Origin of the sequence: Streptomyces sp. NPDC102467 (genome assembly GCF_044765445.1) — a bacterium.
Taxonomy (GTDB): domain Bacteria; phylum Actinomycetota; class Actinomycetes; order Streptomycetales; family Streptomycetaceae; genus Streptomyces.
In genome coordinates this window covers 364,228-377,937 of sequence record NZ_JBIWKA010000001.1, presented here as the reverse complement: position 1 = coordinate 377,937, position 13,710 = coordinate 364,228, and the positions used below count along the sequence as shown (strand labels likewise).

Sequence of the window (13,710 nt, the reverse complement as noted above, 5' to 3'; positions counted from 1 at the left end):
GCCCCGCGGGTGGCGCGTTAACCCGCCCCCCCCCCCCCGCGGCCCCGCCCCGGGCCGGCGCGGCGGCCCGCCCCCCCCGCGCCCCGGGGGGGGGGGGGGGGGCCCCCCCCCCCCCCCCCACCCCCGTTTTCGCTGCTGTGCAGCCAAGACAGCAGCCAAGACAGCAGCCAGGACAGCGGCCGGGACAGCGGTCAGGACAGGCGGGTAGCCGCCGCCTGGATCCGCTCGTCCGTGGCGGTCAGGGCGACGCGCACGAACTGCCGGCCCGCCTCGCCGTAGAAGTCGCCCGGCGCGACCAGGATGCCGAGCTCCGCGAGGTGGCCGACCGTGTCCCAGCAGGACTCGTCGCGGGTCGCCCACAGGTACAGGCTCGCCTCGCTGTGCTCGATGCGGAAGCCGTGCTTCAGGAGCGCCTCGCGCAGCAGCTCGCGGCGGGCCGCGTACCGGGCGCGCTGCTCGCGGACGTGGCTCTCGTCGCCGAGCGCCGCGACGACCGCCGCCTGCGTCGGGGCCGAGGTCATCATGCCGCCGTGCTTGCGGATCTGGAGCAGATCACCGAGCACCGCGGCGTCACCGGCGAGGAACGCGGCACGGTAGCCCGCCAGGTTCGAGCGCTTGGAGAGCGAGTGGACCGAGACCAGGCCCTCGCACGAGCCGCCGTTCACGTCCGGGTGCAGGACCGAGACCGGCTCGGCCTCCCAGCCCAGTTCGAGGTAGCACTCGTCCGAGAAGATCAGGATGCCGTGTTCACGGGCCCAGGCCACGATGCGGGTCAGCTCGTCCTTGGACAGCACCCGGCCGGTCGGATTCGACGGGGAGTTGAGCCACAGGAGCTTGATGCCCTCGGGGTCGAGCTCCGTCGGATCGTCGTAGGCCACGTACTCCGCGCGGGCCAGGCGGGCGCCCACCTCGTACGTGGGGTACGCGAGGCGCGGGTAGGCGACCACGTCTTTGGATGTCGCAGTACCCGGGCCGAGGCCCAGCTGCGTCGGGAGCCAGGCCACGAGTTCCTTGGAGCCGACCACCGGCAGCACGTTCGGGTGGCCGAGGCCGCGGGCGCCGAGCCGGCGCTCGCACCAGCCCACGAGCGCGTCCCGCAGTTCCGGGGTGCCCCACACCGTCGGATAGCCCGGCGAGTCCGCGGCGTCGATCAGCGCCTTCTGGATCAGCTCGGGCACCGGATCGACGGGCGTGCCGACGGAGAGGTCGACGATGCCACCCGGGTGCGCCGCCGCCGTCTTCTTGTACGGCTCCAACTTGTCCCAGGGGAAGGTGGGGAGGCGATCGATGGGCGCGGGAACTCCGGACACCTGGTCAGCTCACTTCTTTCGCGATGTAGGGGACAAATGCCTCGGTCCCGTACGGCAGTCGAAGCCGTACGGGACCGGGGCAGCGCCTGTGCGTACCGCTGAGCTCAGTTCTGGTTCTGCGGCGGCAGCGCTGCGATGAACGGGTGGTCCTTCTCGATCAGGCCCATCTTCGAGGCACCACCGGGCGAACCGAGCTCGTCGAAGAACTCGACGTTCGCCTTGTAGTAGTCCTTCCACTCCTCCGGAGTGTCGTCCTCGTAGAAGATGGCCTCGACCGGGCAGACCGGCTCACAGGCACCACAGTCGACGCATTCGTCCGGGTGGATGTACAAGGACCGGGAGCCCTCGTAGATGCAGTCGACCGGGCACTCCTCGATGCACGCCTTGTCCTTGACGTCGACACAAGGCTGCGCGATGACGTAGGTCACGCTGTCGTTCCTCCTCGATAGGGCGCTGGCGGGCCTCCACAGGCTCCGCCGCCTGGCGCGCGGGAGCGCGGCGTCGTCGATGCCCGCACCTAGTATCTCCGTTCCCGGCCATGATCCGAACAGGAGGGGTGGACCGAGCTGTGGAATTCACTGCGAGCGGACGGCTCGAGGTGCGATTGACCCGCGCTGACGTGGGAAAACGCGTATCCGTGCGACGGGTGAGCGAGGAGGGGTCCGCGGGTCGGAAGTTCACCGACACCGTCGGAGTTCTCACATCGTGGAACGACGGTGTGCTGCTCATCACACGAAGGACCGGCGAACGAGTCTCCGTCGACGCGTCCACGATGGTCGCGGGGAAGGTCGTACCCGCCGAACCCGCCAGGCGCCGCGGCCCTTCCGCCACGTACCCGGAACTGGCGCGCGTCGCCTCCCGCGGCTGGCAGCCCATCGAGAGCGAGCGGCTCGGCGCGTGGGAACTCAGAGCCGCCGACGGCTTTACGCGGCGGGCCAACTCCGTGCTGCCGGTGGGCGATCCGGGCATGCCGCTCGACGACGCGCTCAGCCGCGTACAGGACTGGTACGCGGCGCGTGGTCTGCCCGCGTACGCGCAGACCGCGACCGGGGCCGCGGGGGCGCAGGAGGTGCTGTGTGCCGAGTTGGAGGCGCGCGGCTGGCTGCGGGAGGTGAGTGCCGAGCTGCGGATCGCGGCGCTCGCCCCCGTCGCGGACGCCCCCGACGACCCGCGGGTGCTGCTGAGCCGGGATCTGGAGGCGCAGTGGCTCGGGCGGTACCAGCGCAAGGGCGCGAGCGAGGTGGCGACGCGGGTGCTCCGCGCCGGGCCGTCCGTGTGGTTCGCGACGGTGTCCGGCGAGGGCGAAGTACCCGCGGCGATCGGACGATGCGTGGTCGACGGGCGGTGGGCCGGGTTCGCCGCCGTCGAGGTCGACCCCGCATGTCGGCGCCAAGGGCTCGCCTCGGCCGTGATGACGGCGCTCGCGCGCCGCGCGCTGGACGAGGGCGCGTCGGCGGCCTGGCTCCAGGTCGAGGCCGACAACGAGGGGGCGCGCGCCCTGTACGACCGCATGGGTTTCTCCACACATCACGCCTATCACCACTACCGTGCTCCGGAGCGGAAAGCGCCGGTGACAGCACGGTGACCCGTTGTCGATCGCGCTATCGATCGGTCTGAGAGGGCACGAAGCACGTATGTCCCCCCACTTGTCCCCCCGTTCCACCGAGCTGCGGCGCAGGTTCGCCGAGGAGGCACGGTCCGAGCGGCCCGATCTCGCGCACCTGTGTCTGCTGCTCTCCGCGCAGGCGGACGGCTCGCTCGACGAGGCCGGCATGGACGCCGTACAGATCCGACTCGACGAGCTGTCCGGACAGTTGCCGTTCCGGCCGGGCAGTCCGCGCTCGTGGGCCACCGCGCTCGCCGAACTGCTCGGGACACGGCTCGGGTTCCACGGGGCGTCCGGCGACTACCAGCGTCTGGAGTCGTCGCTGCTGCACGAGGTCCTGCGGCGCCGGCGCGGGCTGCCGATCCTGCTGTCGGTGGTGTGGATGGAGGTGGCGCGGCGGGCCGGGGCCCCGGTGTACGGGGTGGCGCTGCCGGGGCACTTCGTCGTCGGCTTCGGCGATCCCGCGCAGCAGATCCTCGCCGATCCGTTCGGCGCGGGGCGGGTGCTGACGGGGCCGGACGCGGAGGTGCTGGTGGCCGGGGCGACGGGGGCGCCGATGGACCCGTCGATGCTGCGGCCCGTCGATCCGCTGGAGGTCGTGCTGCGGATCCTGAACAACATCCGGGCGTGGGCGGCGACGCGGCCCGAGCGGTCCGATGTGTCGCTCTGGGCCGTGGAGTTGTCGCTGCTGCTGCCCTCACATCCGGCGCGGTTGCGCTTCGAGCGGGCCCAGTTGCTGGTTCAGCGGGGCGATTTCGTCACAGGAGCCGCGGAGTTGGAGGCGTACGCGGAAGTGGTGGCGGCGGTGGACGCCGATGCGGCGGAGCGGGTGGCGGGGCAGGCCAGGGCGGCTCGGGCGATGTTGAACTGACCCGTCGGACACAGCCACACCGTGGCGAACCGACCCGGCACAGCCCGAGCCGACACAGCCACCCCATGCCCTTCGCTACAGCCACCCCTTCTCGCGCGCGACCCGTACCGCCTCCGCCCGGTTCCGTACCGCCAGCTTCTGGATCGCCACCGACAGATAGTTGCGGACCGTGCCCTGCGACAGGTTCAGGGCGGCGGCCAGTTCCGCGTTGGTGCGGCCGTCCGCCGCCGCGCGGAGCACCTCGCGTTCGCGGTCCGTGAGCGGGTTGGCGCCCTCCGCCAGGGCCGCCGCGGCGAGCGTGGGATCGATGACGCGCTCGTCCGCGAGGACCTTGCGGACGGCCTCGGCGAGCTGGGCCGCGGGGGCGTCCTTCACCAGGAACGCGCGGGCGCCCGCCTCCATGGCGCTGCGCAGATAGCCGGGACGGCCGAACGTGGTGAGGATGACCACCCTCAACTCCGGAAGGTGGGCGTGGAGTTGGACCGCCGCCTCGATGCCCGTGCAGCCCGGCATCTCGATGTCCAGCAGCGCCACGTCCGGCGCGTGCGCGCGGGCGGCCGCCAGGACCTCGTCGCCGCGTGCCACCTGCGCGACGACCTCGATGTCCGGCTCCAGGCCGAGCAGCGCCGCGAGGGCCTCACGGACCATCGACTGGTCCTCGGCCAACAACACCCTGATCGTCATGCGGCGGATCCTACGGAGGCGGCCGGGACCCGGGCCACCAGGCGGAAGCCGCGCCCTGGCGCGGCGCCCGCCTCCAGGGTGCCGCCGACGGCGGCCAGGCGTTCGGCGAGACCGGTCAGGCCGTTGCCGGGCGGCGTCCCCGACGGGCCCGCGCCGTCGTCCTCGACGGTCAGCTCGACGACCGGCCCGTCGAGGGTCTCGCGCCGGGTGACGGCGACCGTGCAGCGACGTGCCGCGCTGTGCCGTACGACGTTGGTGACGGCCTCGCGCAGCGTCCAGGCGAGCGTCGCCTCCTGCGTCCCGGGCAGCCCGGGGGCGTCGGCGGGCACGTCCGCCGCGATGTCCGCCGCCGTCAACGCCGCCTGTGCGCCCGCCAGTTCCGCGGCAAGCCGGGGCCGCCGGTACCCGGTGACGGCTTCGCGCACGTCGACCAGTGCCTGGCGGCTCACCTTCTCGATGTCGGCGACCTGGTCGGCCGCCTTGCCGGGGTGGTCCGGCAGCATCCGTCCGGCGAGTTCACTCTTGAGCGTGATCAGCGAGAGGGAGTGGCCGAGGAGGTCGTGCAGGTCACGGGCGAGCCGCAGCCGCTCCTCGTTCGCGGCGAGCTGGGCGACCTGGGCACGGGCCTCCCGCAACTCCTTGGTCGTACGCACCAGATCCCGCACGCCGATCATCGAGAAGCCGCCCAGCAGCGTGGGGACGATGAGCCAGTACTGCGGCTCGGTGTCGAGCAGCAGCCCGGTGCCGAGCAGGGCGGCCGTCGTGAGCAGGATCGCCGCGCGGGTCCACCGCAGCGTAAGGACGGCGCCATAGGCCACGGAAACGTACACGAACAGGACCAGCCACGTCGCCCCGAGGGTGAGGGGCAGGGCGACGGCGAACACCGACAGCAGGGCCAGGCAGCCGCGGACCACGACCGGCTCCATCGGCCGGCCCGTCTGGCGCAGGACGAGGCCCACGTAGCAGCCGGCGAACCCCGTGAGGCTCAGCCAGCCGAGGACCGTGGCCACCGGGCCGTGGCCGCCCTGCAGCAGGTCGGCGACCGGGCTGCCGAGGAAGGCCAGCCACATCGTGATCCACAGCAGTTTCACGTAGAACTCGCGGCGCGTCTCCGGCGGTCTGCCGATCCCCGGGAGCCTGCGCTCGCCGTCCGTCTGCGTGCTCACGCCTTCAACGTGTCCTTCCGGTACAGCCAGGCCGCGCCGCCCGCGAAGAGCAGGAAGTACACGACGATCAGCGTGACGTCCTTGGCGTGCGGGGCGTTGCCCAGCTCGATGGCCTGGCCGAGGGCGGCGTAGGCGTGCGTGGGCAGCCACTTGGCGATGGACTGGAGCCACTGCGGGAACGTCGTGGTCGGCATCCACAGGCCGCCCAGGATGGACAGGCCGAAGTAGACGATCATCGTGATCGGGCGGACGGCGTCGCCGGACGCGAGGTAGCCGATGGCGACCCCGAGCGCGGCGAAGCAGAGGCTGCCCGCCCAGATCGCGCCGGTGAGCGCGAGCCACTGCCAGGCGTCGACCCGTACGTCCTTGAAGACAGCGGCCACGACGAAGACGATCACGATGGAGGGCAGGGAGACGACCGCGGCGCTCGCCGTCTTCGCCAGTACGTAGCCGCGGCCGGGCAGCGTCGTCAGCCTCAACTGCCGTACCCAGCCGCTCTCCCGCTCCTTCGCGATGCGCTCGCTGTTGCCCATGAGGACGGCCGTGAGCGCGCCGAAGGAGGCCATGGAGACCATCATGAACGCGGGCAGGTTCAGGCCCGTGCCGTCGACGACGGTGGTGCTGTCGGCGCTGCCCGCGATCAGCAGGAACAGGACCGATGGATAGATCACGGAGAAGAACAGGAACTTCCTGTTGCGCAGGGCGCGGGTGATCTCCAGCTTGATGAGGCTGTTCATGCTGCGTTCGCCTCCTCGGCGGCTTCGCCCGCGGCTTCTCCCGCAACTGCTCCTGCGGCTTCTTCCGCGGTGGTGATGGCCACGAAGGCCTGTTCCAGGCCGAGTCCGGCGACTTCGAGGTTGCGCGGGTACACGCCGAGCCCGTACAGCGCGTGCACGGTCGCGTCGGCGTCGGTGGACTGGATGCGGACGGTCTGGCCCGAGATGTCCGCGGTGGTGAGGAACGGCAGCGCCTTGATGGCGACGGTGTCGATCTCGCCCTCCAGGTCGAAGGAGACCTTGCGGGCGCCCGCCTTCGCCTTGATCTCGGCGGCGGTGCCGTCGGCGAGGAGGCGGCCGCGGTGCAGCACGAGGACGCGGTCGGCGATCGCGTCCGCCTCCTCCAGATAGTGCGTGGCGAACAGGACGGTGCGGCCCTGGTCGGCCTGTTCGCGCATGGTCGCCCAGAACGCCTGGCGGGCCGTCACGTCCATGCCGGTCGTCGGCTCGTCGAGGACGATCAGGTCACTGTCACCGGCCGTGGCGAGGGCGAAGCGGACACGCTGCTCCTGGCCGCCGGAGAGCTTGTTGACCTTGCGGTCGGCGATCTGGGTGATGCCGGCGCGGGAGAGCACGTCGCCGACCGGGAACGGTTCGGGGTGCAGGGCACAGGCCAGCTGGACCAGCTCGCGCACGGTCACCTCGTCCATCAGGCCGCCGCTCTGCAGCATGGCGCCGACCCGGCCCTGGACGATCGCGTCGCGCGGGGCGGCGCCGAAGACGCGGACGGAGCCGCTGTCCGCGGGGCGCAGGCCGAGCAGCAGGTCGAGGGTGGTGGACTTGCCCGCGCCGTTGGGGCCGAGCAGGGCGACGGTCTCCCCCGGGTGCAGGACGAGGCTGAGACCGTCGACGGCCTTCACGGCTCCGTAGGACTTCGTCACCCCGGCGAAGGTGACCGCTGCGTCTGTGTTCATGCCGCCCATGGTCGCCGGTCGGCGGCGGGGCGCGGCAGTGCCGGGCGTCGCGAGTCCCGCATGACATCAGTCATGCGGGACTCGCGGTCGCGCTCGTAAGAGAGCTCTGGGCTTATGGAAGAGCTCTAGCCTGCGTTCGTCTCGATCGTCGCCGTACGCTCGGCGGCGGTCTTGCCCAGCAGGGCCTTGCCCATGGCCGAGGCGACGTCGGTCGGCTGGACCGGGGTCTTCGAGCCGTTGCCCCGGGTGATGAGGACGCCGTCGAAGACGTTGCCGTAGAGCTCCTTGAGGGCCTCCCGGTCGTACGTCTCGACGAGCTTGCCGTCGATCGCCTTCATCCCGAGGACCTTGGGCAGCGACTTGTCCGGGCCGAACTGGATCGAGGCGTTACCCGCCTTGATCGTGACCAGGCCGGACATCGCGGGCTTGGCGAACTGCTCCATCTTCCGGTCGACCTCGGCGTCCGAGACCGTCGGCTGCCGCTCCGTCGTCGCGACCTGGACCGGGGTGGACGCGCCCGTCTCGACCTGCGCCTGGTACGCCTTCTCCACGGCGGCGGTCGACTTGTCGACGTCGATGCCCTTGCCGGCCTTGCCGTAGACCGCGACGGCCTTGCCCTGGACGAACTTGATCGTGCCGTCGCCCGACCCGGCGGCGCCGCCCGCGGCCTGCTCGAGAGCCGCGTGCAGCTTCTCCTCGTCGACGGGCATGACGGGGTCGACCACCCGCTGGTTGCCGAAGAGCGAGCCGATGACGGAGACCGGGTTGTAGTCACTGCCCGCGGCGACGGACACGGTGGCCGCGCTGTCCAGGGACAGGCCCGCCTGGTCCGGCTTCAGCTCGACCGTCTTGCCGTCGACCTGGAGCTTCAGGGCCTGGCCCGTGCGCTTGCCGAGGGAGTCGTCGAGCTTGGCGGCGGCCTGGTCGCGGGTCCCGCCACCGATGTCGACGCCGAGGACGGTGGTGCCCTTGGGCACGTCCGAGTGGTTCATCAACAGGCCCGCGCCGTACGCGACTCCGGCCAGGCCGATGACGCCCGCGCCGAGCAGGACCAGCTTGCTGCGGCCCTTCTTCTTCTTTTTCGCGGAGGCCGACGGGGCGGTCTGCACCGGGTCCGGCAGCTTCGGCGGGGTGTGCGGCGTGGGCGCAGGGGCACCGGGCGCGAACGGGGAGCCGGGGCCACCGGCTCCCGGGACGACCGGGATGCCGCTGGTGAGCGTGTCACCGGAGACATGGCCGGCCGACGGCTCGGGCGCGGGCTTCTGCGGCGTGAGGATCGCGGTGTCGTCGCTCATCCGCGGCGGGTTCTGGGCGCCAGGAACGGGACGGAACGGCGGCTCGCTCGCGAGCGGCGGCACCATCGGGCCGTCGCCGGTGGCGGGCCCCGTAGTGGGACCTGTGGGACCTGTGGGACCAGCGGGAACCGTGGGACCGGAGGGCCCGGCCGGGTCACCGCGGTGCGCACCGGAGGGCGGAGCGCCCGTGTTGCCGGAGAAGTAGGGCAGGTCACCGCGGTCGCCCGGGGCTCCCTGCGCGGTGCCGCCGCCGAGCGGGCCCGCCGCGACGGCGCCGGACACGTCGAAGCCGCCGGACGTGCCGGACGGAGCGCCGGGGGCGGCCGGGGGGGCTGCCGCGGCGGCTCCCGCGCCGTTCGCCGCTGCGCCGCGGCCCGCGGCACCCTTGCGCGGCGCGAACCAGTCGCTGGTCTTCTCCTCGCGGGGCGGCCTGGCCTCGGCGGCGTCGCCTGGGCCGGCACCCGTGGCGGGCCCGGCGCCGGTACCGGCGTCCGTGCCCGTATTCGCACCGGCACCCGTGCCCGTACCTGTACCCGTGTCGGCGTACCCGGCGAGCGCGGAGGGGCGGCCGGCGGCGGGGTCGGGCTCGGGGGCCCTGCCCTGCGCGTCGGCGCCGTCCTGCGGCCCCCCGTCGACATCGCTCATCGGCGTACGCATCACGACCGGCGGAATCGGACGCGAGCCGGGGATGTTGATCCGGATCCGCGTCGTCAGCGTGGTCTCGGTCCTGGGTGTGTCCGCGGCGCCCTGGTCACCCGGGGGCACCTGGCCCAGCGGGTCGGTGTCACCGGAGGGTGCGCCCTGCGTGGACGAACCGTACGGAGGCGTGCCCGACGGGTACGCGGCAGCGCCGCGCCCCTGGGGCCCGGAGGACGAACTGTCAGTTTCACGACTCAAAGCAGGTTCTCCCGGTTGGCTCCGCCGCCCGTCTCGACCTCGCGCGGGCTGCTCGGCGGCGCGCACCACCATACTGGCCGCGGCCGGGCGTCACTGTGTGACGGATGGTGAATCCCGAACGGGCCACGGTGCGTACTGGTCGCAAGTCCGACGTCACTTCCCAAGTCGGGCGTCGGACGCGGGTGGTTGCTGTGAAATACCAAGGGTGGCGCACATCACAGCCACGGCCATCCCTCCGAGGAGGAAGAGGTACGAGCCGAGTCCCGCGCCGAACAGGAAGTCCCCCTCGGGACGGCTCGCTGTGAGCAGAATGACAGCGACGAGCCAGCCCGCCGCGGGTGCCACCGCCCCGGATCTACCACGGGTCAGGCGGGCCCCGCCGTGGAAGAGGCCGGCCGCGCCGAGCAGCGCGAGCAGCAACCCGCCCGGGAACCAGCCTCCTTGGAGCAGCGCGCCCGCGGCGCCGACGGGCACCCCGAGCACGAACAGGACGAGGAGTGCGGCTCCCCTGGCGGGGGTGAGCGACATGCTGAAGGGAAGATCGACCTGCTGTGCCGCTGCCTTGCCGCCACCGGGGCCGCCGCCGCTCTTGGCGCTGCTCATCACGCGTGTTCTCCCTCGGGGCCCTGGTGGATGTTCTCGCTGCCGCCTTCGAGGTCGGCGCCTTCTAGGTCGATGCCCTCGAACAGGTCGTACTCGTACGCCGATCCGGGCTCGCCCCGCACCAACTCGTAGTGCTCGATCGGAAGCACCGGCTGCGCGAGCCCGTTCGAGAGCGCGAACACGTCGAGCTCTTCGGGGATGTCGATCTGGGTGGCGTGCGCGCGCATCGCGGCCTCCTTCCTGAGCCAGAAGGGCCGGCCGTCGATCTCGGCGGTGACGCGCTCGTCGTCGACGACGCCCGGCACGTCGGTCACGGTGGCGACGGCGTCGAAGGGCGTGCGGTCGAGCCCGTCCTCGAGACGGCGGAAGAGTTCCGCGACATACGTACGAGGCACACGATTCCAATAGATCTTGGAGATCGTGTGCGAATCTCCGAGGTCGCGCCGGAAGGCCGGTTCGGCGGCGAGGTCGGCGGCGCGCATGGCGACGCGGTGCGCCTGGATGTGGTCGGGGTGGCCGTAGCCGCCGTCCGGGTCGTACGTGACGAGGACCTGCGGGCGGACCTCGCGGATCACGGCCACGAGGTGCGCGGCCGCCTCGTCGAGGTCGGCCGACCAGAACGCGGCCGGGCGTCCGTTCTGCTCGGCGCCCATCATTCCGGAGTCGCGGTAGCGCCCGGGGCCGCCGAGGAAGCGGTGGTCGGTGACGCCCAGCTCCTTCATGGCGGCGGCCAGCTCGCCGATGCGGTGCGGGCCGAGCAGATCCTCACGATCCGGGGCGAGATGGGCCAGTTCGTCCGGAATGACCTCACCCTCTTCGCCGAGGGTGCAGGTCACGAGCGTGACGTGGACGCCGTCGGCGGCGTACTTGGCCATCGTCGCGCCGTTGTTGATCGACTCGTCATCGGGGTGCGCGTGCACGAGGAGCAGACGCCGGCCGGGCAGTTCCGTCATGTACCCAGCCTAGAACGCCCTGCCCCCCTGGCTAGAACTTGATCCCGCCGATCATGCCCGCCACGTTCGTCGTCAGCTCCTTGATCGTGGGAGCGATGGAGGAGCTCGCCAGATAGAACCCGAGGAGCACACAGACCACCGCGTGCCCGGCCTTCAGCCCCGACTTCTTGATCAGGATGAAGACGATGATCGCGAACAGCACCACGGCCGAGATCGAGAGTGCCACAGCGGTCCCTCCTCCAAAGTGATCCGGTCACCGACGGGCATCCACCTGCGCGATGCCACCGGGACATTGATGCCCACACAGTGCAAGCGATCATAACTATCCGTCGTAACGCATGAGTCGCGATGAGGGGGCACCGGGGGCGGGCGGGAGCGCGTGGGGGCGCATGGCCCTTACGCGGCCTAGGCTTCGGGGATGACCATCCAAAGCGGCACCGGCACCGGGGACGAGACCTACTCCTTCCCTCGTCAGCACGCGCGTACGCAGCGCTTCACGTCGGGTGCGCCGCGCGCCTTCACGGTGTCGCCCGACGGGGAGCGGGTCGTCTTCCTCCGCTCCTCCCACGGCACGGACCGGGCGAACGCCCTGTGGGTGCTGGATCTGGCGGGCGGTCAGGAGCGGGTCGCCGCCGACCCGGTGACCCTGCTCGGCGGCTCTTCGGAACGCCTCTCGGCCGCGGAGCGGGCCCGGCGCGAGCGCAGCCGCGAGGGCGGCGCCGGCATCGTGGGTTACGCGACGGACGCCGCCGCCGAGGTCGCGGCGTTCGCCCTGTCGGGCCGGCTCTTCACGGCCGAGCTGCGCGCGGGCACGACCCGTGAACTCCGCGTCCCAGGGCCGGTGTTGGACCCGCGCCCGGCGCCCGACGGCCGGCACATCGCGTACGTCGCGCAGGGCGCGCTGCGGGTCGTCGGCGTAGCAGATACCGGCGACGCCGCCGACGACCGGGCGCTGGCCACGCCCGAGTCGGAGACGGTGACGTACGGGCTCGCGGAGTTCATCGCGGCCGAGGAGATGTCCCGGTACCGCGGCTTCTGGTGGTCGCCCGACTCGGACCGGCTGCTCGTGGCCCGCGCCGACGACGCGGACGTGCGGCGCTGGTGGATCGCCGACCCGGCGCACCCGGACCGGGAGCCGACGCGCAACGCCTATCCGGCGGCCGGCACGCCCAACGCCGAGGTCCGCCTGTTCGCGTACGCCCTGGACGGTACCCGCACCGAGATCAACTGGAACCGGTCGGCCTACCCGTACCTGGCCCGCGTGCACTGGTCGGCGGACGGCGCCCCGCTGATCCTCGTGCAGGCCCGCGACCAGCTCAGCGAGTTGTACCTGGCGGTGAACCCCGACGACGGCTCGACCCGGATGGTGCACGCCGACGAGGACGACCAGTGGCTGGAGCTGTTCCCCGGCGTGCCGTGCTGGTCGCCGAGCGGGCAGCTCGTGCGGATCGCCGACGAGGGCGGCGCGCGCGTGCTCGCCGTCGGTGAACGCCCGCTGACCGGACCGCAGTTGCATGTACGGGCCGTGCTCGACGTCGGCACGAGCGATGTCCTGGTCTCGGCCTCGGCGGGCGCGGGCGCGGAGGCGCCGGAGACCGGCGAGGTGCACGTCTACCGGGTCAACGAACTGGGTGTGCAGCGCGTCTCCACCGAGCCCGGCGTGCACTCGGCGGTCCGCTCCGGCGACGTCACCGTCCTGGTCTCCTCCACCCTCGACTCCCCCGGCGCCCGGGTGCGCGTGGAGCGCGCCGGCAAGCAGGTCGCCGAGATCGCCTCGCACGCCGAACGCCCGCTGCTCTCCCCGCGCGTGACGCTGACGGAGGCGGCGGGCATCCCGTGCGCCGTCCTGCTGCCCTCCTCGTACGCGGAGGGGAACGGACCGCTGCCGGTGCTCCTCGACCCGTACGGCGGCCCGCACGGGCAGCGCGTCATGGCGGCGCACAACCCCTACCTGACCTCTCAGTGGTTCGCCGACCAGGGCTTCGCGGTGATCGTCGCCGACGGCCGCGGCACGCCCGGTGTCTCGCCCGGCCGTGAGAAGTCGATCCGCGGCGACTTCACGCTGACGCTCGACGACCAGGTGACCGCGGTGCACGCGCTGGCGAGCCGCTTCCCGCTCGACCTGTCCAAGGTGGCGATGCGCGGCTGGAGTTACGGCGGCTATCTGTCCGCGCTTGCCGTGCTGAAGCGGCCCGACGTCTTCCACGCGGGCATCGCCGGTGCCCCGGTGACGGACTGGCGGCTGTACGACACGCACTACACGGAGCGGTACCTGGGCGACCCGGCCGCGTCCCCCGACACGTACGCGAAGAGCTCGCTGGTGACGGACGACGGGCTCTCGGACGCCGCCGGGCAGCACCGGCCGCTGCTCATCGTGCACGGGCTCGCCGATGACAACGTGGTCGTCGCGCACGCCCTGCGGCTGAGCTCCGCCCTGCTCGCGGACGGGCGCCCGCACGAGGTGCTGCCGCTGTCCGGGGTGACCCACATGACGCCGCAGGAACAGATCGCCGAGAACCTGCTGCTGCTCCAAGTCGACTTCCTGAAGCGGTCGTTGGGGCTCGCATAAGCACGCGGAGAACGACCGGGGGCCGGAGCGACATGGCGTGCTCCGGCCCCCGACCCACGGCACCCG

The 13,710-nt window shown here is 72.1% G+C and carries 13 protein-coding genes; 3 read left to right on the top strand and 10 right to left on the bottom strand.

Annotation, left to right across the window (positions count from 1 at the left end; translation table 11 throughout):
- Positions 1 to 191: 191 nt before the first annotated feature.
- Positions 192 to 1,310: a bifunctional succinyldiaminopimelate transaminase/glutamate-prephenate aminotransferase gene (locus ACIREE_RS01670; RefSeq protein WP_404144811.1), complete on the bottom strand. Its 1,119-nt coding sequence runs from the start codon at positions 1,308 to 1,310 to the stop codon at positions 192 to 194.
- A gap of 104 nt (positions 1,311 to 1,414) precedes the next feature.
- A complete protein-coding gene (gene fdxA, locus ACIREE_RS01665; protein ID WP_404144809.1) occupies positions 1,415 to 1,738 on the bottom strand; it encodes a ferredoxin in 324 nt (107 codons plus the stop codon).
- 140 nt (positions 1,739 to 1,878) lie between these two features.
- Between fdxA and ACIREE_RS01660 the strand changes: the two genes are divergently transcribed.
- Complete coding sequence (locus ACIREE_RS01660) at positions 1,879 to 2,895, top strand: GNAT family N-acetyltransferase (protein ID WP_404144807.1); 1,017 nt, start codon at positions 1,879 to 1,881, stop codon at positions 2,893 to 2,895.
- 49 nt (positions 2,896 to 2,944) lie between these two features.
- On the top strand, positions 2,945 to 3,787 hold the full coding sequence (locus ACIREE_RS01655) for a transglutaminase-like domain-containing protein (protein ID WP_404144805.1): 843 nt from the start codon (positions 2,945 to 2,947) through the stop codon (positions 3,785 to 3,787).
- Positions 3,788 to 3,862: 75 nt separating this feature from the next.
- On the opposite strand, the gene ACIREE_RS01650 is transcribed toward ACIREE_RS01655, so the two are convergent.
- The 8 genes from ACIREE_RS01650 to ACIREE_RS01615 all read right to left on the bottom strand — a co-directional run bounded on the left by ACIREE_RS01650 (position 3,863) and on the right by ACIREE_RS01615 (position 11,301).
- Positions 3,863 to 4,471: a response regulator gene (locus tag ACIREE_RS01650; RefSeq protein WP_404144803.1), complete on the bottom strand. Its 609-nt coding sequence runs from the start codon at positions 4,469 to 4,471 to the stop codon at positions 3,863 to 3,865.
- Positions 4,468 to 5,637, bottom strand: coding sequence for a sensor histidine kinase (locus tag ACIREE_RS01645; RefSeq protein WP_404144801.1), 1,170 nt, complete (start codon positions 5,635 to 5,637; stop codon positions 4,468 to 4,470). Before ACIREE_RS01645 ends, ACIREE_RS01650 begins: the two co-directional genes overlap by 4 nt.
- Positions 5,634 to 6,374 carry an ABC transporter permease gene (locus tag ACIREE_RS01640; RefSeq protein WP_404144799.1) on the bottom strand — a complete coding sequence of 247 codons (741 nt, stop codon included), beginning with the start codon at positions 6,372 to 6,374 and terminating at the stop codon, positions 5,634 to 5,636. The genes ACIREE_RS01645 and ACIREE_RS01640 overlap by 4 nt, the downstream gene beginning before the upstream one ends.
- Complete coding sequence (locus tag ACIREE_RS01635) at positions 6,371 to 7,327, bottom strand: ABC transporter ATP-binding protein (protein ID WP_404144797.1); 957 nt, start codon at positions 7,325 to 7,327, stop codon at positions 6,371 to 6,373. The genes ACIREE_RS01640 and ACIREE_RS01635 overlap by 4 nt, the downstream gene beginning before the upstream one ends.
- Before the next feature lie 125 nt (positions 7,328 to 7,452).
- On the bottom strand, positions 7,453 to 9,519 hold the full coding sequence (locus tag ACIREE_RS01630) for a hypothetical protein (protein ID WP_404144795.1): 2,067 nt from the start codon (positions 9,517 to 9,519) through the stop codon (positions 7,453 to 7,455).
- Positions 9,520 to 9,672: 153 nt separating this feature from the next.
- Positions 9,673 to 10,122 (bottom strand): DUF6113 family protein, encoded by a 450-nt coding sequence (locus tag ACIREE_RS01625; protein ID WP_404144794.1) that lies wholly within the window; start codon positions 10,120 to 10,122, stop codon positions 9,673 to 9,675.
- Positions 10,122 to 11,075: an N-acetyl-1-D-myo-inositol-2-amino-2-deoxy-alpha-D-glucopyranoside deacetylase gene (mshB, locus tag ACIREE_RS01620; RefSeq protein ID WP_404144792.1), complete on the bottom strand. Its 954-nt coding sequence runs from the start codon at positions 11,073 to 11,075 to the stop codon at positions 10,122 to 10,124. Before mshB ends, ACIREE_RS01625 begins: the two co-directional genes overlap by 1 nt.
- A gap of 31 nt (positions 11,076 to 11,106) precedes the next feature.
- Complete coding sequence (locus tag ACIREE_RS01615) at positions 11,107 to 11,301, bottom strand: hypothetical protein (RefSeq protein ID WP_361064602.1); 195 nt, start codon at positions 11,299 to 11,301, stop codon at positions 11,107 to 11,109.
- Positions 11,302 to 11,493: 192 nt separating this feature from the next.
- Between ACIREE_RS01615 and ACIREE_RS01610 the strand changes: the two genes are divergently transcribed.
- Positions 11,494 to 13,644, top strand: coding sequence for a prolyl oligopeptidase family serine peptidase (locus ACIREE_RS01610; protein ID WP_404144790.1), 2,151 nt, complete (start codon positions 11,494 to 11,496; stop codon positions 13,642 to 13,644).
- Positions 13,645 to 13,710 lie beyond the last annotated feature (66 nt).